We start from the raw sequence: 20490 nt of genomic DNA, 5'->3' as shown, positions 1-20490 counted from the left end.
TCGATGAGGCTCATCATCCTTGATGAGGGCGATCGCGACCCGCTGCGCCAACACTCGGACGATCCGTCCAGGTCCAGCTACAGCCTCAACAGATATGTCACTTTCATTACTAGTCCGCGATCCGAGAGATTCCACAGGCCGTTGTCGTCGCCTCGGTTCTCAGTGAAGACAATGAAGAGATCGCTGCCCGGGTGATGGATAAAGTTGAAGCGAATGTTCGTCGAGAAATCCCGAGCCAGACTGTTGTATTGAAGCAGTGCATTCGCGGACATCTTCGTCGAGAACGAGTACGAGACGCGGAGCGACGTGATGTCGGCGGAGAAGTCACCCGCCGGGACGTCCACGACATTGTGTTGGAAGCCTGGTTCGACTGAGAGCTGCGGCGAAATGGAGGCAGTCACTCTGACGCCGGCACTCGTGAGCGTGCCTCCGTAGAAGTTCGACAACATGCCGTTCACGCTCGCGCTCAACGCGCGGGCGCGGCTGGATCCACCGAACCACCCGATGTGATCGTTCCGATAGCGCCCCACGGGAACCTCGACATCATCGGACAGCTTGAACGACTCGTCGACGACCGTTTCGGCCGCGTTCACGAACACACTGACGTTGTCCGAAGATTCCCAGACAGGGGCGATCCAGAAGCCTGTCTGCCAGTCCTGGAGTCGATTGTCAGTCATCGAGCTGGCATACTTTCCGCCGGAGTAGATCTGGATCTCCCGAAGACCCAAAAGTGACGGTCGGAACGTGTAGCCACCCCACAGCTCGGTATTCCTGTAGTCCGTCCGGGTGATGAAGCCAGCGGCAGCCTCCGATTCAGCCCCGATGCCATAGTGGTTGAAGAAAGACCCCCACTTGTCACCGTTGTAGTTGTACCCAACGCGGTAGCTGATGTCGTCGCCGCCCGGTCCTTCGGTAAAGCTCCGTGACACAAACCCGTCCCAGATCCACGCCTCCCCGACCATGAATTGTCCGTCGACGCCCGCACTCGTGCTGGTCTCCGAGTTCCCACGACGATCGACCACCATGCCCCCGATGTAGTTGCTCTCCCCGACATCACGCTTCACCCGTGCAACCGAGAAGACCTCCCGATCGATCGCTTGGGCATCACCCATCGCGGGAAGTTTGTCCGTCGCCGCAGTCATGAAGCCGATCGTCTGCCCACCCACTCGACCTGTGAGCCTCGCTCCTCCGAGAAGTGGTACTTCGCCATCCTCCGAGATGCCGATCTGGCGACTGAAGAACATCTGGTAGGCCGGTGGCTCGAGCGGATTCCCCGGGATACCGAAGTCAAAAATTCCTGAGTTCTCCAGGAAGAAGTCGCGCTTCTCCGGGAAGAAGAGGTTGAAGCGTGTCAGGTTGACCTGCGCGTCGTCGACCTCGACCTGAGCAAAGTCGGTATTCACCGTGAGATCGAGCAGGAGCCCTGGCCGAAGCTCTGACTTCAGATCGAGGCCGGCGGAGAACTCACTGGACGAAACGATGACACCCGCATGGTCAGCTTCCTGCGTCCGACCAGCCAGGCCGTATGGTTTGGCCTCGACGTTCAATCCCGGTCGAGGCAGGTCGGCAAGTCCGGTCAGGTGTCCAGCTCGGCTCACGCGAGTCAGCCCTCCGCCCTCTCGTTCCCACGCCTGCCAGAGCGTCATCTCGTTCCGGCGCCGGATCACGCGCATGACGTTGATGCCCCACGGTTCCCCGACTGTTGCGTCGGGATAGCGGAGTGTTCTCCAGGGGATCGCAAACTCTGAACTCCACCCGTCTGCAGTCCGGGTCGACGAGACTTCCCACACGCCTCGCCAGTCGATGTTGATGTTGCTGCCTTCGTCGGTAACTAGCGCTTCGAACTCCGCCCCATTTGGATTCGTGGCGAAAATCACGCCGCTCCGGTGGTCATGGAATGGATCAAGAAGGATCGCGACAGCATCGTCGCCCGCCGCTTCCAGGCCATTCTGCCCGAAGCCATCGACCTCGAATATCTTGTCCCGTTGCATGACCCGGGCGACGACGTCGTCCGGACTCCGGTCAAACGCCATCACACCGATGTAGAGGGCGTCCGCGTCATAGGCGATCCTGACCTCGGTGCGCTCTGTGGCGGCCTCACCCTCTTCGGGGTCCTTCTGGCGAAAACCCTCGATCGGCACCGCGAGTGACCAGAAGGCCTCCGATAGACGGCCATCGATATTCACCGGCTCGGAGGCACCCTCCGCGATACGATAAGCTGGGATCTGGTCGCTCGGGGCAGCTCGCGTGGCCTGGGCCGAAGCTGCGATCGGGAGTCCGAGCAAAAGAACGGAGAGCGCAAAGCTCTGCCCACGTCTCCGCGCTCCAGCACCGACCATATCGCTCTCCACCCAGTCCGGCCCGTGGACCGGGCATATTCGACGCGGAAAGATGCAGACAGGAAGCAGCCCGACAAGGGACTTGACCGCCCCAGACCTGCCCCCGCCTCAGGCGACTGAGGCGGACCCCGTTCCAGCCACCAAAGTTGGCCTCGATGATATCGGCGTACCTGTAACCCTCGACGCCACCGATGTCGACCCAGCAGGCGGGTCGCCGTCATCCCTGCAGATCTCGGCTTTGAAGGTCAGGATACGACGGGAGGGCGAGACCCAGAGCGGCGACGCAGCCCGTGGGAGGAGACATCCCGGCTTCCGACTCTCATCCCGCTGTCTTCGCGACCAGCTTCCGAAGTGTCGTCAGATTTCGGCTGGTCGTCTTCATAGGCCTTCAGGCTGGGCATCTCGAAGAAGGATCGACTGGATCGGGCGCTTGTGCCGTTTGAGCCACACCATCACAAGCGAATCAACATGCTTGCGACCACAGACCTGTCCGACGATCGTGCCCTCGACGCGGTTCAATCTGATGCAGCACGAGGAGAACCCCCCGATGTCGCAGACAGCGATCGCTCTGCACGCGCATTTCAAGTCGCCCAGATCCCTCAACGAGGTAGTGGGTGTCCAGAGGGTCAAAACGCTTCGGGAGGACGAGAGCTGATCCGGAAACACCGTGGCTGAGGTCGACCTCTACGAGCCAATCAAGCGGTTCCTCGAGGCCCAGGGCTATGAGGTGAAGGGCGAGATCGGTGCGTGCGACATCGTCGCGGTACGGGGTAATGAAGGGCCCGTCGTCGTCGAATTGAAGGAGAGGCTTAATCTTGTCTTGCTCCTTCAGGCCGCCGATCGGCTTCAGGCTTCGGATGAAGTCTACGTCGCCTTCCGAATTGGGAAGGGACAGAGCGCAACGTGGCGCACCAAGAGGAAACAGGTGACCAGCCTCCTCCGGCGCCTCGGCTTGGGCCTGTTGACCGTCTCGAGTAGGGGCCAGGTCGTTCCCGTCCTCGACCCGGCACCCTACCAACCAAGGGCTAATGCAGGTCGCCGAGATCGACTGCTCAAGGAGTTCGCAGAACGAGTCGGCGACCCAGAGGCCGGAGGATCACCGTCTCGCAAGCGGCTGACCGCCTATCGCCAAGATGCCCTGAGGTGCGCTCGGGAGCTGGCTGCAGAGGACGGATTGAAACTGAGCGTGATCCGGGAGCGAGCGGACGTCGAGCGTGCCGGCCCCATTCTGAGGGACAATCACTACGGATGGTTCGAGCGCGTGCGGACAGGCCACTACGACCTTTCGCCAAAAGGTCGACAAGATTTGGCCGAATGGGCGGATGCACTGGAATCGCTGGGTCGCCAGAGTCCCTGACAGCCGAGTTCAGAGCACATGACCCTGTTTCAGTCGCGCCCCGCTCTTTGTTCGAAAGGCGATGATGCCTGACGTTAGGGGCGGTAAGGCATCTTTACGAATGGGGCCTGCCGCGCTCAACCCAGTCCGTTCAGCCGACCGCCGAGTCGAACATCCAACCCATGACCCACCAGCGCGTGCCGTCGTGAAACAGAGTGATGCTGTTAACCCCGCCCGTGTAGGGCTCGCCGCCTTTGGTTCGTGCAGAGGCGTAACTACTCCAGACGTGCACCATGTTTCCAGAGCGGCTAACCACTCGATCGGTTTCCCATTCCCAAAACCCCTCGGATCGTGGGCGTCCCTCTCCGTGGTACTCGTCCAGGGTGATCACATTCACCACAGGCTGTCCCTCCGCGTTCATGGCTGCGAGCGCGACCCACGCGTCGGGATGGTGGATACTCCGATCGCGCGCTGCATCGGGGGCCTCGCCCTCCGGCCCAGAAACGATCTCGTAGTAGGCTCGGATGATTCCGTCGATTGATGAGACGTCATCGGGTCGAGTCTCCTGTGCTCCGAGGGAAGCGTGTGCGCAGAGGGTCAGAAAAAGGACCGTAACCAGTTTTGTTCTCATGGTGCCCCAAGGTGGTTTGTTCATGTGCTCAGGCCCGCCGAAAAACCCGTGCGGATTCGACAGTCAGCCGCTCGCCGGGTACCTCGACTCGTGTACAGCGTTCGAGCCTTCCGGTCGCGACCTGTAGATCATACTGCTCTTCGAGTGACGACCCACCTGTGACCTCTGTCACCAGGCGCACCCGTTCATCTTCGACAAATCCCATAGCCCTGACCCTGGTTCCGTTATGACTTCGTTGAGTGGCGCCAGGAGATTCGCTGAAACCCAGAGCGGGGCCGTCGTCCAGAAAGAGTGTGACCGTCGATGGAGAGAGTATCAGTCGAAGGGTCTGCACATCGGAGGCGGCGAGCGCTAGCAGGGTCGCCGCGACCTCGGTCCTCTCGCCGGAGGTCGCCTGCTCAGGACCCGAACCCCGGAGCTCTTCGAGGATCCACGTGCCCGCCACCGCGGAAGCATCACCCTTAACAAAACCGGCACCCGTCCGGGCAACGACGACCAGGGCCGTGATCTTCATCGCGAGCGCCACCACGGACAAGAGGATCACGCCGATCCAAAGCGCAGGAGTGTTGTTGAACATTGCTATCGCACCAGTGAGAAAACGGCTCCGTGAGGATCCGCAGGACCGGTAGAACCGTGCGCCCACGACGGTCGATCGAAGGACACACCCGGCCGATCCTCTCCGGCTGTGGCGAACGCAGCATCGACTTGCATCTTCCCGGTACGAGCATCCAGATCGATCAGAATGACCCGATACCGGGTACCGGCATACCCTGTCACGACGATCCGGCTCTGGTCCGGAGACAGAGCGATCCAATGGGGCCAGTCATCCTCGGTCAGCTCTACCCGAGCCACCTCCACTGGACTCGACACCGCTGAGACATCAAGCGCCACCAGCCCGTTGGCGTCAGGGACCGCCTGAATCCAGAAGTTCCCGGTCACCACAGGTAGCGCGCAGTTGGCTCCCCCAAAATCGTAAGCCAGCTCCAGGCTCGGATCGTCCGTTTCCAATCCAACCACATGGAGCAGTTTGCAGCCGAACGTCGAAACGAGGACCGTCACTCCGTCCGCGAGGACGCGGGGCTCCGCCGCCGGCCCCCATTCCTCGGGAAATTCGAGCGTTTCGAGCAAAGCCAAATCGCTGAGCCTCCAGATTTGAATCGCGCGGCTGTCGAATCCCCCCAGCATGTCCGCGCTACCCGTGACGACCCGATCCAACTCGTGTGACACCGCGAGGCTGTAGGGCCGCACGGAGTTGCCTGGCTCTCCGGCCGAACTCCACCTTACGGCGACACCCCGTGGGTCAAGTTCGGCGATCCCACCCGGTGCCGTGTTGTCGGGACCATTGTTCTGAAAGGTGGCGAGAACATTACCGCTCGAAAGCCGTTCGAAGCTATGAGGGGACGCCAGCGGCCCAGCCACCGTGAATGAGTCCAAGACTGTCGGAACCAACGGGTCAGTCAGGTCAAACACGTACGTTTTTCCGGTCCCGAAGTCGTTCGCGAACAGGCGGCCGCCCTCATGCAGCCGGTGCTCGGTATGGTGGCCTCTCGTGCGGCCTTCAGTAGGCACAGGCACCGTCGTGAGCACCTCGGCATACGTGTCTGACACCGGATCAGCGTCCAGGACGGCAAGGAAGTTCAGATCGACAGAATCTGAATCCGTCGCCCAGACGAAGAGGTAATGGCTAGCGGCGAAACCGTCGTCGATCAGAGAGTCATCAGAGCAGCCCGCCAGAACCAGGACCAAGGCGAACGTGACCAGAGCTCGGCGCATACTATTTTTTCCTGTTTGGGCGAGGCACGTTCGATGTTGCGATTCTGTCGGGTCGGTGGTCCGCCAACAACCCCACGACGTCTCCACCTCCTACGCTGCCCAGTCCAAGCGGTCCTCGCCGCAACGCGATAACATCGCTTCTCACCGCGCCTGGAATACAGAGTCTGGAGAAGCACGGCATGAAGCTGCATTGCAACGGAATTGGACTGCTGCTCCTTCCTCTTGGTCGATCGACCCTGCTGGTCGTCGCCGGCCTCTTCGCCTGGACGACGCCGGTAGGCGCTCAGGAGTTGCCCCACGAGGAAGCTGCCCTCTCCGTTGCTCACGCGGCGTTAAGGGCGATTAGCGAGGAAGACCCCGTTGGCCTGACCGACCTGATGATCGAAGGCGCGATAACGTTGGCGATGCCGTCCGGTGGGGGGACTCCACGCCTGACGACTCGAGAGGAAACTCGTGCCCGCCCCATGAATTCAGACTTTGTGGAGCGAGGCTTCGACGGACGGGTCGAGATCGTCAGCGGCTTGGCAACCGTCTGGCTTCCGTACGATTTCTATCGCGATGGTGAATGGTCTCACTGCGGCGTCGATCTCTTTACTCTCGTGCAGGTCGACGACGACTGGTTGATCTCATCGCTCGCGTACACCATCGAGCAGCCACCAAGGTGCTCAAAACATCCGGACGGCGTCCCAGGCCGTTAGCCCTGGCCATTGCAGTTCTTGGACTTCGCCCAACCGGCACAAACTTTGTAATACAAAGTTTTTTGCATGTGACACCGGCTCGCAGTAGAAGAGTCCGGATGCGCGAGTAGGCAGCAATGAACAGGTGGCCTAGACGAATCCGCGGTGCCGTTGGAATGGGGCTGACGTGGGCCGTCGGGTGGGCCCTCGGCGGTGTGTTGATCGGAGTGGGTTCGATCTTGCTCCCAGGCCTCCCTTAATCATCTCAACTCCCTGAAGAACGCCCGGATGTCGTCCACTAGGAGTTCCGGCTCTTCGAGCGCAGCAAAGTGCCCTCCGCTCGGCATCATCGTCCACCTCACGATGTTGTAGCTCGCCTCCGCCCAAGCCCGCGGAGTAAAGTAGATCTCCTTAGGAAAGATCGCGCCCGCAGTCGGGACCCCCACGTACCTCACTGGGCGGGTCACCATTGTGTGACTCGACTCGTAGTAGATGCGCGCTGACGATGTAATCGTCTCGGTCACCCAGTAGAGGGTGATGTTGGTCAGAATCTGGTCCTTGGTGAACGCGCTTTCCACTTTCCCGTCGTTGTCGCTCCAGCCGTGGAACTTCTCCACGATCCAGGCAGCTAGACCGGCTGGCGAGTCGTTGAGTCCCACTCCGACCGTCTGCGGCTTCGTACCTTGAATGTTTTGGTACGCGCTCCCCTCACCGAAGGCGGCAGCCCGCTCGGCACGATGCTCCATCTCTTCGGGCGTCGCACCTCCATCTTGGCCGGTATCGGCACCCGGTCCGGCGAGGATGAAATTCGAGTGGAGCCCAATCACGTTCTCTGGATAATTTCCCGCGAGCGAGCGGCCGATAATGGCACCCCAGTCCCCGCCCTGCGCTCCATAACGATCGTAACCGAGACGTTCCATCAAGGCCGCTTCGACCTCGGCCATTCGCTCGGGGCTAAAGCCAGGCTGGGTTGGTTTACCGGAAAGGCCGAAACCAGGAAGTGACGGCACAACCACGTGAAACGCATCCGCGGGGTCGCCGCCGAATGCCGCCGGATCGGTAAGCGGACCGATGAGCTCGGTGAACTCGACGAACGACCCAGGCCAGCCGTGCGTGAGCAACAAGGGAGTCGCATCGCGGTTTGGCGAACGCTGGTGGATGAAGTGCATATCGACCCCATCAATCTCGGTCACGAAGTGGTCGAAATCATTGAGCCTGCGTTCCTGCGCCCGCCAATCGAAGTCGTCCTTCCAGTACGCCAGGAGCTCAACCAGGTAGTCTCCGTCCGTACCATAATCCCACGCGGTGCCAGGGATCTGGTCGGGCAAGCGCGTACGGCCCAAGCGGTACTCGAGGTCTTCGAGGACCTGGTCCGGCACGCTGATATTGATCCTGCGGACCGCCTCAGGTCCGCCCGGGGTGGCCGCGTCGAACGTGTAAACGAGTCCCTCTTCCACATGGACCGGCGGCATCTCTTCTGCGAGACCTCCCATGCACGCAGCTGACAGGAGTAGTGCAGCATATCCGGTCACAAACGTGATGCCGCACCTAGCTCGAATCGGACGCTCGCTCATGATGATTCCCACGAACCTTCTCTCCCTCTATGCCGCGTTGGCTCGGATGTCCCGTACGACTGCAAGGTGGTGGGCTGTCCAAACATTCGCATCCCGTAGAGGAAGACAAACGATACGTAGTGGGCGCTCGGAGCGATCATAAAAGGGGGGAAACACCGCTCCTTCCGATAGAGCGTGGCGTCCACCAGCACTGGAAAACTCAGCAGGTCGACGGTTCAATCGTCTCGAGATTGAACCTGAACTCGCTTGAGACCGCGATTCGGGCCCGGACCAACTCTCTCCGAACCTGCACCTTGCCCCACCAGGCTTCCACTGAGAAAGCGAGCAGGGTACCGAGCGGGATCACGAACACCTTGAGCACGCCTGAGTCTCACGAGTGTCTCTCCTCCATCGGTTCGACCTGCCGTCTGCACGGGCGACCTACCAACAATCCCTAGACCCTACCTGACTCACCCCTTCGGCAACCCGTGTCAGGAGCAATCGCTTGTTAGACATCACGTTGCCAAACGTTGACCACCACGTAGGGCCCCGGCTCACAGCCCTCTCGCTCGGCAGTCGCCGCGAGGTTCTGCGCATCTTGGAGATTGACGAGACAGTATGCGTTGACCGTGTAGCGCTCGACCATGTAGTTGCATGAGAGCGGAGAGCACTCGAAGTCTTGACCCCCTGATCGAGAGACCGCATCCCAGCCGACCGCTCGGAAGTCTCCTGCGAGCGGTGTCACCTCCGGAGAAGCAATCTCCAAGGCGTGCGCTGCGCCGTCGAAAAATTCCATTGGGTAGACTTCGTACGCCCAGAGTCGGTAGTCCGTTTGTTGGTCAGGCGGGACCAAGGACCACGCAGTGTCCGGGTCGCTGTAACAGCCCCACGCATTGTGTTTCCCAAGGTCGAACCAACCAACGGGTCCAGACGCGATACAGCGCGCGACGCTGCCGATCTCTTCGATGCCCACCCCTGTGAGCGACGGAGGCGGCAGACGCACCTGCTTGGGGAAGTAACCGACAAGAATGGGTTCCATTCGGCCGACCTATGCTTCCACAACTGAAGCGGGGCCAAAGCCAATGTCACCACCTTGGATCTGAAGCAACACTTTAACCCACTGCCTGAAGACCTCTGCTTCGCTGAGGCCGGAATCATCCATCCAAGATTCCAGTTCGGGGCCAAAATTTCCCGCGAGCACGCTCACCAGAAGATGTTCTGCACCGATATAAGGCGTCGCGAAATCGCGAGCACAGCGCAGGGCTCCCCCAAGAAGCTCCGTCACTTCCGGAGTCATCACTCCGCCGAAAGAAGGCTGATCAGGGAGATTCGTCCAGCCCAAGTCGCGCAATGTGGGAAGATCATCGGGGTGTAGGCAGGCAGCCCTCAGTAGCTGGCTCGCGAGACTTGGAAGGTCCTCCGAGAACGCGGGATCGCTCAGCAACATGAGCCCGAGAAGTACATCAAGTGGCGATACCGCCTTCCGGTCGCTCTTGGCCGCAGCCATATCGGCAAACGTCATGACCCAGAGGCCGTCCTCAGTGATGTCGTAGTTCAGGGTCATACGCTTTCTGGGGGTTCGGTCACCACGAAATTTGATCTTTGTTCTTCTTAACGTCTCGCGATTTAGCTGCAAGGGCGACCTGCGAACAACCCCTGAACGCTATCTGACTCACTCATTTGGCAACTCGTGCCAGTAGCAACCGCTTGTGAGAACCCTGGCTCGGTTAGCCCCACCACAGCGCAGGGACAACACTAGTTCTTGAGCGGCATCCCGAGCGCCCATCGAGCGATCCTGTCCTCCACTTGCCCGGGGGCACCGCTGCCGGTGTTGGACAAAATTACGATATCGAGGCCAGACTCCGGATAGTGTGCCATCACTGTGCTGAAGCCGTTGATGCCACCGGTGTGGGCCACCCTGGAATGCTCCCCAAGAGGGGTAACACCAAGAGCGAATCCATATCCGGTCGCGGAGCCGTCGTCCAGTAGGCCAGAAGTCGCCATGGCCTGGTAGCTCGCTTCAGTTACGACCCGTCCACTCCGTAGCGCCGTGGTCCAAGACAGAAGGTCTGGCACCGTGGAGCACAGCGCGCCCGCTGCTCCCGGGGTGTTCATGGAAATGCTCCCGTCATTCAAAAGCCAATCGGGGCCCTGTTCATAGCCCTCCGCCCTGCCGCGGATAATCTGGGCCTCATGGCAATAGGACGAACGTGACAAACCCAGCGGCCCGAAGACGTGGGTACCGAGATAACCATCATAGGACTCACCGCTCACCTCCTCGATGATCATGCCGAGCAGATAGTACCCTGAGTTGTTGTAGCTGTACCCCTCACCAGGAGCGAAGTCGAATGGCTCGTCTTGAAAGAGCTCAAGCATCTCGGTGTGGGAGAGATCCAATAGGGCGGCCTTGAGCCAGAACGCGTCTCCGATGCTCGTGTAGCTCTTTATGCCCGAAGTATGCGTGAGGAGATGCCGAATGCTCACCTCGTGACCCTGCGTGGGATAGTTCGGCAAGTACCGTGTCATCGGATCGTCGAGGCCAATGAGGCCCGCCTCGACCAGCTGCATGACCGCCGCGGCCGTGAACTGCTTCGTGAGAGAACCGATCCGATACACGGTCTCTGCCGTCATCGGCACGCTATTCTCGATGTCTGCGTATCCGTAGCCCTTCACCATGAGCAGATCACCGCCACGCTTCACGCCGATCGTCAAGCCCGCGACCGGCCCCTCGCGGAGCGTCGCCTCAGCGAGAGAGTCGATCCGGGCAACCAGTTCCCCTCCCCACGCGGCATCCTGAGACGCCGCACAGGACACGAGACCGAAGAAAAGACAGCCCAAGGTCGCGATACGAACGATCGATCTCGAAATCACCCTACTCATAGTCTCTCCACATGGGGCCCCGGTGGGAAGCGTTATTCGCTGAACCGGCATTCTAACGTCTCGCGATTCTGTTGCACGGTCGCGCCGCGCAGATTCCTCTTCATGCTCTCATTCTGCTTAGGGCGCCATGATTCTGCAACTTGGCCGGAGCACCGGACCAGCCGTGCAAAACAGTGTCGTATAATCCACCGGTGGATGCGGTGAAACAGAGGGTCTACTCAGCACTCTCGGGTTGCTGGCTTCGGCCCGTGCGATCACCCCTCCCAGCCTTAGTGAGATGCCGAGTGATGCGTCCACAAGTGCCTGATATGTGAAGTCTCGGAAGCCCTTTGTGCTGTCCCTCACCTGAGTGGTGAGGTAGAGCAGCGACACGATGACACCGACCTCGCCGATCGCACGAATAGCGGTCCAATCCATGGTCCTGTGTGCGCTCAATTGAGAAAGCGAAGCAGACGCTCGCTCACAACCATTTTGCTCTACACAACCGAGCTATTCCTGACTCCAGCCGCTAGCTACGTTCGTCCGCCCGAATGCCACATACGAGAGGACTACCGATGAAAAGAATAGACTTCCTGACATCCTCCGCCGCAGCCGGCCTCGGTCTGGGTATACCCCACCAGCCTCTGGCCGCAGCAGAGCCGACCTCGCGACAAACGCCTCGCCAGATCCTGATCGCCGGCGGAGGTTTCGGGACCGCCTTCATTCGCTACATGGCCGAACTCACAGGTAAGGACCGGCCTCGGTTGTGCTATCTCCCTACCGCGTCCGCCGATCGAGAGTCGGGAATCATCCGTTGGTACGAGAACTGCGCATCGCTCAATGTGACTCCCATGGTGCAGGAGAGCTTCATAAGCAGCTACAGCATGGATCAGAGCTGGCAGGACATACTTCTCTCGATGGACGGGATCGTGGTGTCGGGTGGCAACACGTTGAATCAACAGGCGATCTGGAGGGTCCAGGGGATTGACGATATTCTGCGGGAGGCTTGGGATCGTGGAATCGTCCTGGGGGGAGCCAGTGCCGGGTCACTCTGCTGGTTCGAAGAAGGCACAACCGACTCTAGGCCACAGGAAGTCACCAAGATCGAATGCCTCGGACTCCTTCGCGGAAGTCACTCGCCGCACTACGACGCGGAAGCGGTGAGGAGGCCTACGTACCAGCGACTGATTCGATCGGGCGAGCTCAAGCCCGGGTACGCGTGCGACAACGACGCGGGCATCTACTTCGTGGACAATGAGGTGGGCCGTGTCATAAAGACTCGCGCTGAGGCCAGCGTCTACTATGTGGCCTTAGAAGGCGGGCAAATTGTGGAGACAGAACTCCCGGCCGAGATGATCGACTAAGGAGGATCGCTCCCGTGGGTGCCACCACCGTCTCGTGGCTGTGCTGTTCGGATACATTGGCTGACCGCAGGAATCGCGCACGACCCGTCTACTATAGAATCACAACGCCTTTCACGAAGAGGCGGAGCCAATCCGCCCGCTTCGAAATTGGAATTAAGACGCTCTTTTTTACGCGTTCCAGTGGATCGCGACTCTGCTGCGAAATGGAGCCGCAGCCTTCCACGCCCAGGGAGGACATACCCATCTGGGGAAGCTGTCGAGAATGATCGGGCGGTGCGACCTTCCCTCCTACGGGACCCTCCACAGCTGCACGAAACAGCGTGGCTCTTGGACCAAGAGGCCGGTTGGATTCCTACCCGTTCCCGACAGCACCTAGGTATAAGGCCTCAATGAGAATCCCAAGACGCATCCAGCCACTGGTCGACGACGGACTCGTGGATGAAGTCATCCGCCCGCTGATGAGCGGCAAGGAGGCCGATGTCTTCGCGGTGCGCTGTGGCGACGAGATCCGCTGTGCCAAGGTGTATAAGGAAGCCGCTAAGCGGGGCTTCAAGCATGCGGTCCAGTACCAGGAAGGGCGTAAGGTGCGTAACAGCCGCCGTGGGCGCGCGATGGCAAAGGGGTCCCGTTTCGGCCGTGACCAGCAAGAGCAGGTGTGGCAGAACACCGAGCTCGATGCGCTCTATAAGCTCATCAGTGCAGGGGTGCGCGTACCGCAGCCCTATGGCTGTTTCGATGGTGTGCTGCTGATGGAATTGATCATGGACGGCGAAGGCCGCGAAGCTCCACGGCTGAGTGATGTCTCGCTGTCCCCTGAACAGGCACGTGCGGACCACGCTGTGATGATGCGCTACGTGACGCGTATGCTGTGCGCCGGGCTGGTGCACGGCGACCTGTCCGAATTCAATGTACTGGTGGACGAGCAGGGCCCGGTGATCATCGACCTGCCGCAGGTCATCAACGCCGCAGCGAACAACAATGCCGCGCGTTTCTTTGCCCGCGATGTTAACAATATCACTGCATACTACGGCCTGTATGCACCGGAACTGCTGGCGACGCGCTATGACGGCGAAATCTGGTCGCGTTTCGAGGCTGGTGAGTTACAGCCGGAGTCCGAACTCAGCGGTGTCCATAAGGAAGACACCCAGCTCGCGGACGTGGATTCGATGCTGGATGAAATCGAGACGGTGGAAGCCGAGGAGATGGAACGCCGCGAGCGACTGCGCGAGGCAGACCTAGCGGGCTAATGCGCCTCGGCAAGGTCCGTCGCGATCTTAACGGCATCATCCACATGCAGTTGATGCTCACGGTCGAGGCGATCGCGTAACGGCTCGCCCTCGACGGATGATAGAATCCGCATTGCTCATGCGGGCGACACGCGTCTCAGGGCCGAACTTCTCGGCGGGCTGTAGACCTTCGGGCGGGTTTCTGTGTCGACTCAGAGACTAGGTCGACTGACCGGTATCGTGTCGGAATCTGATCCATCGCGACGCCCGCAGCTGTGAGAACGCTCGGTGTCGACAATCTGCTCGACGCCCGCCCGGACGGTTGGCAGGCCGTAATCGAGCGAAGGTTTCGTATCGGGATCGAGGCGCGCGGCCTGTTCTAGCAGCGCCAACATAGGCCCAGTCCTGAACAACCTGGCAGTCTCACCCTTGTGTACCAGGAGCATTGCATTACGCTTGTCTAATAAAAGTTAGACTTTCGATATACAACCCTGGCACGCAATGGTTAAATCCGCCCCTGGGCTGTGTCCAAACGAGGTAGACAAACGCCGTCTTCCCCGATGGGTGACGCGAGGCCTGCGATATTCCCTTGCGCTTTCAGTGTTCGCCATGGGTTGCTCGATGGCGCCCGATCCGGTCACGATTTCTGCCCTGAATCGGATTCCCGATGCGTTCCCGGACGGCGGCGCGGAGAGGCCCGAGGCGATCGCGTGGTGGACCGACTTTCAAGACCCGACACTCGACGAAGTGGTCGGCCTGGCGATCGTCTTCAATCTGGACGTCCATGAGGCCGTCGCGCGGGTCGAAGAAGTGCGGGCACAATATCGAATCGGGAGATCACCCCTCTTTCCCTCGGTCACCGCGGGTATCGACGCATCGCGCTTCAGTCAGCCCGCAAACACAGGTCAATTCGGTGCCATCCTAGAAAGTGGTGCAGGAGAAGGGGACCCAGAACGGACCAACCGCTTCTCGTTCGCGACCTTCGGCGCGAGCCTCAGTTTTTCCTACGAGCTCGACTTCTGGGGGAAGCTGAACAGCGGTCGGCGCGCGGCGATGGCAGACTTTATGGCGACGGAGTCAGACCTTCACACCGTTCAGATCTCAATCGCTTCCGAGACGATCGCAGCGTACTTCGAGCTACGGGAACTTCGGGCACGCCAGACTATTCTCGAGGGCGTGGTCGACATCCTCACAGAGCGCGACGCACTCACCGAGGATCGCTACCAGCGTGGCGTGGCAACGTCCATCGAGCTGTACCAGATCCAGCAGGACCTCAACGCTACGAGAGCGGGCCTCCCTCTCTTGGTCAGCCAGATCAGGGCAACACGAGGCCGACTCGCTCTTCTCCTAGGGCGCTACCCGCATGAGGTTGACGAAATCCTCGCGGGGGACGGCGTACCTGTGGTCAGTTCCGATCCAATCCCGGCAGGGCTTCCCTCTGATGTCCTCGCTGGTCGCCCGGATCTGCGAGCCGCGGGCTTACGTCTGGAGGCCTCTAGGCAGCGAGTGGGTGAGCGCGCCGCCGCACGCTTCCCTTCGATCTCGCTCACTGGCTCGACAGGAACGCAGAGCGGCGAACTCAAGAATATCGTACGCGCTGACCAGTGGTTCACGAATTTCATCACGTCCCTGACCGCCCCGATATTTTCAGGTGGCCGGTTGAAAGCGGAGCAGGAAGCGGCTGAGGCTCGCTACGGGCAGGAGGCGGCTCGTTACGCCCGATCCGTGCTCACGGCCTTTCAGGAGGTGGACGCCTCTCTCGCCGCCTTCGATGCACAGCGCCAACGCAAACTTGTGCTCGACGAGCAGCTCCTGGGCGCCCAGTCCTCAGTCGAGGCCCAGCTGCGGCGTGTCGAGTTGGGCGTCGGCGACTACGTCGGATATCTGGATGCACTGCGGACGGTCCTGAACGTCCAGGACACACAAGCTTCAGCCGAGCGCGAGCTCGCCGCGGCTCGACTCAACGTACACCGGGCCTTGGGCGGCACATGGCTCGCTCCACCCGCGGAACCCACACTAGAAGAATCCCGATGACCTACCACTTCCGCACCGATCCCGCAGAGCGCGGGCGCAGCCGCAACATCGGGTGCTTCCTCCCAGCACTTATACTGGGCTGCGGCGTCTTGGCCGCAGTGTGGTTGTTGGCTAGCCGGCCGCAACCCGAGCGGATCGCAGCCCCGCGTCTGGCCCCTGTCGTATCAACCGAGTCACTGGTTCCCAGGACTGCATCATTGGTAGTAGAGGGCACCGGCACCGTGCGTCCGACCGCCGAGATCACCCTTTCGGCGGAGGTCTCGGGTCGGGTCGTAGCGGTGTCCTACAAATTGGCCCGCAGCGGAGCGGTCGAAGAAGGTGACACGCTTCTCCTGATCGAGCAGCAGAGCTACCTGAACGCGGTTGCGATCGCGCGGGCTGAGGTGCAGCAACGAGAGGTCGACGTCGCGCTCGCAGCACAGAATCAGGCAGTCGCCCAGCAGGAGTATGAACTCCTGAGCGCACGTACGGGTCGTACCGCCACGTCCGACACCACACTGGCCGCCCGCCTCGCACGGCAGCAGCCCCAGTTTGCGGCAGCCGAAGCCTCGTTGGCCCGGTCCGAGGCCCTGCTCGCCGACGCGATGTTGAACCTGACGCGTACTGCCGTAACCGCACCCTTCTCCGGGCGGGTCCGATCCGAGTCTGTCGACGTGGGCCAGGTAATCTCTCCAGGGCAGGTTTTGGCTGAGATCTACGGCACAGACGCTGTTGAGGTCGACATCTCCCTCAGTACCCGACAGGCCGCACTGATCGACGATCTCTGGGATGAGACCGGAGCTAGTAGAATTCCGGCGAAGATTCAGGCAGAATTTGGTGGGACGTGGTATGAGTGGGACGGATTTGTCGAGCACACCTCAGGTGCGCTTGATCCGACGACGCGCACCGTCGAAGTGGTCGTCCGCATCCCCGCACCCTTCGATACAGAGGACGACCGACCACCATTGCTCATAGGCTCCTACGCCCGAGCCACGATCGAGGGTCGCAGCATCGAGGGATTCTTCGCTGTTCCACGCCGGGCGCTGCGGGAAGGACCCGCGGTGTGGGTGGTGAGCGACAAGGGAGTCGTGTCGACCGCTAGGGTAGGAGTGATCCAGGAGATACAGGACACAGTGTTCGTGCAGGCTGATCTGCCGTCGGGCACAGAGATCGTAGTCAGCGATCTCACGGTGATGACCGAAGGGATGCAAGTGCGGTCGGCCACGCGAGACGAGCCTTCCGGAGCGTCTCGATGAACCGAGCAATCGAGTGGATGATCAGCAACGGCGTGACCGCCAACTTGCTCATGGTCTTCCTCCTGGTCGCGGGCGGCTTTGGTGCAATGACTCTCAGGCAGCAGATATTTCCAGAGTTCTCTCCCGACATCATCAACATCTCCGTCGCCTACCCAGGGGCGTCCCCAGTTGAGGTCGAAGAGGCCATCGTCATCCCGATCGAGGCGCGACTCGAGTCGATCGATGAAGTGATCGAGGTCAACGCCACGGCTTCGCAGAACCTGGCGGTCGTCACGGCCGAACTGCGGACCGGTGTGGATAAGGCCCAAGTCCTCGACGAGGTGAAGTCAGCGATCGATCGTATCCGCACCTTGCCCGCGCAGATCGAACGCCCGGTCGTGAGCCTGGCCTCACCGCGTTCACAGGTCATTCAGCTGGTCGTGTCAGGAGACGTGGGAGAGCGCTACCTGAAAGAAACCGCCGCAGAAGTACGCGACGACCTGGTCGCGCTGAACTCGATTTCAGACGTGCAGGTCAGCGGCGCACGCGACTACGAGATGTCGATCGAGGTCTCGTCTGACGTTCTCGATGCGTACGGCCTGAGCCTCACCGACGTAGCTGGGATCGTCCGACGCGAGAGTCTCGAGCTTTCCGGTGGAGAAATCGAAACCAGTAACGGCAGAGTTCTTCTCAGGACGCAGGGCCGAAACGAGACCGCCGAAGATTTCAGGGAGATCGTGGTCGTTGGTCAGTCAGACGGAACCGAGGTGCGACTCGGCGACATTGCACGAGTGGAAGACGGATTCGCAGACTCCGACCTGGCCGCAAAATTCAACGGCAAACCAGCGGTCGTCGTGACCGCGTATCGGGTGGGCGAAGAGAACGTCCTCGAGGTCGCGGCTGCGGTGCAAGCCTATGCCCTGGAGTTCGCCCCGACGTTGCCGGCAGGGGTCGATATCTCGGTCTGGCAGGACCAGTCGGTCGTACTGTCGGGCCGACTCAAGCTTCTTCTCAAGAATGGCCTACTCGGCCTCGGCCTGGTTCTCATCGCGCTGACGCTCTTCCTCGACCTCAGGTTGGCGGCGTGGACTGCGCTGGGGATCGGCATCTCGTTTATCGGCGCGTTCGCCCTGCTCGCGCCGCTCGGCGTGACCATGAACACGATCTCTCTTTTCGGGTTCATCCTCGCGCTCGGGATCGTGGTCGATGACGCGATCGTGATGGGAGAGAACATCTTCGCGGAGCGAGAGAAAGGGCTCCCACCCATGGAAGCGGCCAGAAAGGGCGCGGTGCGAATCGCCAAACCCGTCGTCTTCGCCGTGCTCACTACCATTGTCGCGTTCGCGCCTCTCCTCTTTATCGAAGGGACCCTGGGTCGGCTTCTGATCGATCTGCCGCTCGTCGTCATCGTCGTGCTGATTCTCTCGCTGGTCGAGGCTCTGTTCATCCTCCCCATGCACCTGTCGCACGCCAGACCCAAGAGCACACGACGAAACCCGATCGTGACGGCCATCGAAGCGGCGCGCGCGCGTGTGGACTATCAGCTGCAACGGTTCGTCCATGGGCCACTGACCCGAGTCGTCACATACAGTATCAGGAACCCGAGCGTGGTCATGGCTGGGGCGGGAACATCCATCATCCTCTGCTTCGGGCTCATCGGTGGGGGCCGTCTTCCTTTTTCTTTCCTCCCTTCGATCCAAGGAGAGACGGTCGTCGCAAATCTTCAAATGCCGCCAGGCACTCCCGTGGAGCGCACGCTCGAGGTCATCGGGGAGATCGAGGCGTCTGTGCTCCGAGCAGGTGAGACGCTCCGATCAGAACTTCCGGACGACCACCCGGAGCCGATCAAAAATCTCTACTCGGTAATCGGGGGAGGTGGTGGCGGGGGCGGAGGGCCCGGGCAGACGGACACTCCCCGCGCGTCGGCATCGAATCGGGCATCCCTGACGGTGGAACTTCCGAACCCGGAGGTAAGCCAGTTCACACCAGCGGAGTTCGAGGCTGCCTGGCGAGCAGAGTTGCCGGACCTGATGGGCGTCCGCTCTCTCACCATTACCTCCGACTTTTTTAGGGTGGCGGAGGCCATCGAAGTCGAACTGGCGTCCGAAGACATAGAAGCGCTTGATGCAGCCTCAGCCGACGTAGCGAGAGAGCTTGGCCAGTTCACCGGCGTGTTCGACATCCTCACAGACGACGACCTCGGGGAGCAGGAATTCCAGCTAGACCTCCGACCCCAGGCCCGCTCGCTGGATATCTCGCTGGACGATCTCGCGAATCAGGTGCGCAGCGCTTTCTTCGGCTCTGAGGTTCAGCGACTCCAGCGAGATGGCGAAGAGGTGCCAGTTTACGTCCGCTTGCCAGAAGCAGAGCGAGACGCGATCGCCGACCTGCTCTCCTTCCGGGTGTCCACGCCGCAGCGCACGCGGGTCCCTCTCGAGGAAGTCGCCACGGTCTCGCTGGGGTCGACACCGACCAGCATTTCGCGAAGGAGTGGTGAGCGAGTCGTCTCAGTCACGGCGGACGCCGACGAAACGGTGGTTACGACTGATGAAGTGAATCGCCAGTTGGGTCGTGCGGTCCTTCCAGCGCTCGCAGAGCGACACCCTGAGGTCACATTCAGTCTCGGGGGCGAGCGGGCAGAGCAGACCGACACGTACGCATCCCTCGGTCGAGGCTTCCTTCTCGCGTTACTTGGGATCTTCGCTCTGCTCGCGATCCCTCTTAACTCTTATGTACAACCGTTGGTCATCATGGCCGCGATTCCCTTCGGGATCATCGGGGCGCTTACAGGTCACGCGCTGCTCGGCGTGCCAGTCGGCCTGTTCAGCCTGTTCGGCATTATCGGCCTGACGGGTGTGGTCGTGAACGACTCACTGGTCTTCATGGATTTCGTGAACGCAGAGCGCGCAGAGGGAGCCTCGCTGGAGGATGCCCTGCTCGACGCCGCGCGGGCCCGATTCCGTCCGATTTTTCTCACTTCGTTGACGACGTTTCTTGGAATTGCACCACTCATCTTGGAGCGGAGCATTCAGGCTCAATTTCTCGCTCCTACCGCGGTCAGTCTCGGTTTTGGAATCCTCTTCGCCACGCCCTTGATCATGGTTGTGCTGCCCGCGTTGGCCGTGCAGGAAACACGGATCACAGCCACGCTCGGAAGGCCGCGTCTCCGTGCGCGCGGGTCGCTGTCACCCACTCCACCGCTCGTCGCCACCGGCGATTGATCAGGGTTGTCACTAGGGTCTTTCCTGGAGAAAATCGTCGGCTCCACTCCTGGCTCGCACGGGCGACGCCTGAACCGCACATGAACTCCATACGGGGTGTGCGCAACTCGAGCGCGACGGGATCGATTGGGTTCCCGCCGCGAATGGCGGCCCGCTCTCGACCTGATTGACGGGCCAGGCTTCCTTGTGGGCGGGGGCAGTAACGTTCCTGGAACGTGATCGATTGCCTGAGGCTGTCCTCCAGGTCGGCCTCTTCCTAAAGA

The 20490-nt window shown here is 60.8% G+C and carries 17 protein-coding genes; 7 read left to right on the top strand and 10 right to left on the bottom strand.

Going from position 1 to position 20490, the window contains the following annotated elements:
- Window positions 1-77: 77 nt before the first annotated feature.
- Complete coding sequence (locus tag OSA81_05760) at window positions 78-2339, bottom strand: DUF5916 domain-containing protein (GenBank protein MDE0898505.1); 2262 nt, start codon at window positions 2337-2339, stop codon at window positions 78-80.
- Between the two features lie 667 nt (window positions 2340-3006).
- Here OSA81_05760 and OSA81_05755 point away from each other — a divergent pair.
- Window positions 3007-3696, top strand: coding sequence for a DUF2161 family putative PD-(D/E)XK-type phosphodiesterase (locus tag OSA81_05755; GenBank protein MDE0898504.1), 690 nt, complete (start codon window positions 3007-3009; stop codon window positions 3694-3696).
- A gap of 130 nt (window positions 3697-3826) precedes the next feature.
- On the opposite strand, the gene OSA81_05750 is transcribed toward OSA81_05755, so the two are convergent.
- From OSA81_05750 to OSA81_05740, 3 genes are read right to left on the bottom strand one after another with little or no spacing between them, the layout of a single operon-like run.
- Window positions 3827-4330 (bottom strand): hypothetical protein, encoded by a 504-nt coding sequence (locus OSA81_05750; GenBank protein MDE0898503.1) that lies wholly within the window; start codon window positions 4328-4330, stop codon window positions 3827-3829.
- A 4-nt stretch (window positions 4331-4334) separates the two neighbouring features.
- On the bottom strand, window positions 4335-4883 hold the full coding sequence (locus tag OSA81_05745; GenBank protein MDE0898502.1) for a hypothetical protein: 549 nt from the start codon (window positions 4881-4883) through the stop codon (window positions 4335-4337).
- A gap of 2 nt (window positions 4884-4885) precedes the next feature.
- Window positions 4886-6079 (bottom strand): hypothetical protein, encoded by a 1194-nt coding sequence (locus OSA81_05740; protein ID MDE0898501.1) that lies wholly within the window; start codon window positions 6077-6079, stop codon window positions 4886-4888.
- Window positions 6080-6258: 179 nt separating this feature from the next.
- Between OSA81_05740 and OSA81_05735 the strand changes: the two genes are divergently transcribed.
- Entirely contained in the window at window positions 6259-6777 is a 519-nt protein-coding gene (locus tag OSA81_05735) for a hypothetical protein (protein MDE0898500.1), read from the top strand.
- A gap of 239 nt (window positions 6778-7016) precedes the next feature.
- Here OSA81_05735 and OSA81_05730 read toward each other — a convergent pair whose 3' ends face one another.
- The 6 genes from OSA81_05730 to OSA81_05705 form a co-directional block, all read right to left on the bottom strand.
- Window positions 7017-8330, bottom strand: coding sequence for an epoxide hydrolase (locus OSA81_05730; protein MDE0898499.1), 1314 nt, complete (start codon window positions 8328-8330; stop codon window positions 7017-7019).
- 199 nt (window positions 8331-8529) lie between these two features.
- Window positions 8530-8691, bottom strand: a complete 162-nt coding sequence (locus tag OSA81_05725; protein MDE0898498.1) for a hypothetical protein — start codon at window positions 8689-8691, stop codon at window positions 8530-8532.
- Between the two features lie 126 nt (window positions 8692-8817).
- On the bottom strand, window positions 8818-9348 hold the full coding sequence (locus OSA81_05720; protein ID MDE0898497.1) for a hypothetical protein: 531 nt from the start codon (window positions 9346-9348) through the stop codon (window positions 8818-8820).
- Window positions 9349-9357: 9 nt separating this feature from the next.
- Entirely contained in the window at window positions 9358-9873 is a 516-nt protein-coding gene (locus OSA81_05715; protein ID MDE0898496.1) for a hypothetical protein, read from the bottom strand.
- A gap of 191 nt (window positions 9874-10064) precedes the next feature.
- On the bottom strand, window positions 10065-11189 hold the full coding sequence (locus OSA81_05710) for a serine hydrolase (protein ID MDE0898495.1): 1125 nt from the start codon (window positions 11187-11189) through the stop codon (window positions 10065-10067).
- Between the two features lie 117 nt (window positions 11190-11306).
- Window positions 11307-11606 (bottom strand): hypothetical protein, encoded by a 300-nt coding sequence (locus OSA81_05705; protein ID MDE0898494.1) that lies wholly within the window; start codon window positions 11604-11606, stop codon window positions 11307-11309.
- A 137-nt stretch (window positions 11607-11743) separates the two neighbouring features.
- Here OSA81_05705 and OSA81_05700 point away from each other — a divergent pair, with 137 nt between their 5' ends.
- The 5 genes from OSA81_05700 to OSA81_05680 all read left to right on the top strand — a co-directional run bounded on the left by OSA81_05700 (window position 11744) and on the right by OSA81_05680 (window position 20227).
- Window positions 11744-12532, top strand: coding sequence for a peptidase E (locus tag OSA81_05700; protein ID MDE0898493.1), 789 nt, complete (start codon window positions 11744-11746; stop codon window positions 12530-12532).
- 434 nt (window positions 12533-12966) lie between these two features.
- Window positions 12967-13779 (top strand): hypothetical protein, encoded by an 813-nt coding sequence (locus OSA81_05695; GenBank protein ID MDE0898492.1) that lies wholly within the window; start codon window positions 12967-12969, stop codon window positions 13777-13779.
- A 588-nt stretch (window positions 13780-14367) separates the two neighbouring features.
- Complete coding sequence (locus tag OSA81_05690) at window positions 14368-15792, top strand: TolC family protein (GenBank protein MDE0898491.1); 1425 nt, start codon at window positions 14368-14370, stop codon at window positions 15790-15792.
- The gene (locus tag OSA81_05685) at window positions 15789-17027 is read left to right on the top strand and encodes an efflux RND transporter periplasmic adaptor subunit (protein ID MDE0898490.1); all 1239 of its coding nucleotides are present in this window, start codon (window positions 15789-15791) and stop codon (window positions 17025-17027) included. Before OSA81_05690 ends, OSA81_05685 begins: the two co-directional genes overlap by 4 nt.
- Window positions 17024-20227 carry an efflux RND transporter permease subunit gene (locus OSA81_05680; GenBank protein MDE0898489.1) on the top strand — a complete coding sequence of 1068 codons (3204 nt, stop codon included), beginning with the start codon at window positions 17024-17026 and terminating at the stop codon, window positions 20225-20227. Before OSA81_05685 ends, OSA81_05680 begins: the two co-directional genes overlap by 4 nt.
- Window positions 20228-20490: the final 263 nt, after the last annotated feature.

The sequence above is a fragment of the Longimicrobiales bacterium genome (genome assembly GCA_028823235.1).
In the GTDB taxonomy this organism is placed as follows: Bacteria; Gemmatimonadota; Gemmatimonadetes; order Longimicrobiales; family Gaopeijiaceae; genus UBA2589.
The sequence above is the reverse complement of the archived record's forward strand: the minus strand, read 5'-3'. Positions and strand labels throughout refer to the sequence as shown.

Bases quoted from the DNA above. Each gene is read 5' to 3' on its own strand.
- OSA81_05760 (MDE0898505.1), bottom strand. From the start codon at position 2,339: ATGGTCGGTGCTGGAGCGCGGAGACGTGGGCAGAGCTTTGCGCTCTCC.
- OSA81_05735 (MDE0898500.1), top strand. From the start codon at position 6,259: ATGAAGCTGCATTGCAACGGAATTGGACTGCTGCTCCTTCCTCTTGGT.
- OSA81_05720 (MDE0898497.1), bottom strand. From the start codon at position 9,348: ATGGAACCCATTCTTGTCGGTTACTTCCCCAAGCAGGTGCGTCTGCCG.
- OSA81_05685 (MDE0898490.1), top strand. From the start codon at position 15,789: ATGACCTACCACTTCCGCACCGATCCCGCAGAGCGCGGGCGCAGCCGC.
- OSA81_05680 (MDE0898489.1), top strand. From the start codon at position 17,024: ATGAACCGAGCAATCGAGTGGATGATCAGCAACGGCGTGACCGCCAAC.
- OSA81_05700 (MDE0898493.1), top strand. From the start codon at position 11,744: ATGAAAAGAATAGACTTCCTGACATCCTCCGCCGCAGCCGGCCTCGGT.
- OSA81_05710 (MDE0898495.1), bottom strand. From the start codon at position 11,189: ATGAGTAGGGTGATTTCGAGATCGATCGTTCGTATCGCGACCTTGGGC.
- OSA81_05715 (MDE0898496.1), bottom strand. From the start codon at position 9,873: ATGACCCTGAACTACGACATCACTGAGGACGGCCTCTGGGTCATGACG.
- OSA81_05705 (MDE0898494.1), bottom strand. From the start codon at position 11,606: ATGGATTGGACCGCTATTCGTGCGATCGGCGAGGTCGGTGTCATCGTG.
- OSA81_05745 (MDE0898502.1), bottom strand. From the start codon at position 4,883: ATGTTCAACAACACTCCTGCGCTTTGGATCGGCGTGATCCTCTTGTCC.
- OSA81_05690 (MDE0898491.1), top strand. From the start codon at position 14,368: ATGGGTTGCTCGATGGCGCCCGATCCGGTCACGATTTCTGCCCTGAAT.
- OSA81_05730 (MDE0898499.1), bottom strand. From the start codon at position 8,330: ATGAGCGAGCGTCCGATTCGAGCTAGGTGCGGCATCACGTTTGTGACC.
- OSA81_05750 (MDE0898503.1), bottom strand. From the start codon at position 4,330: ATGAACAAACCACCTTGGGGCACCATGAGAACAAAACTGGTTACGGTC.
- OSA81_05740 (MDE0898501.1), bottom strand. From the start codon at position 6,079: ATGCGCCGAGCTCTGGTCACGTTCGCCTTGGTCCTGGTTCTGGCGGGC.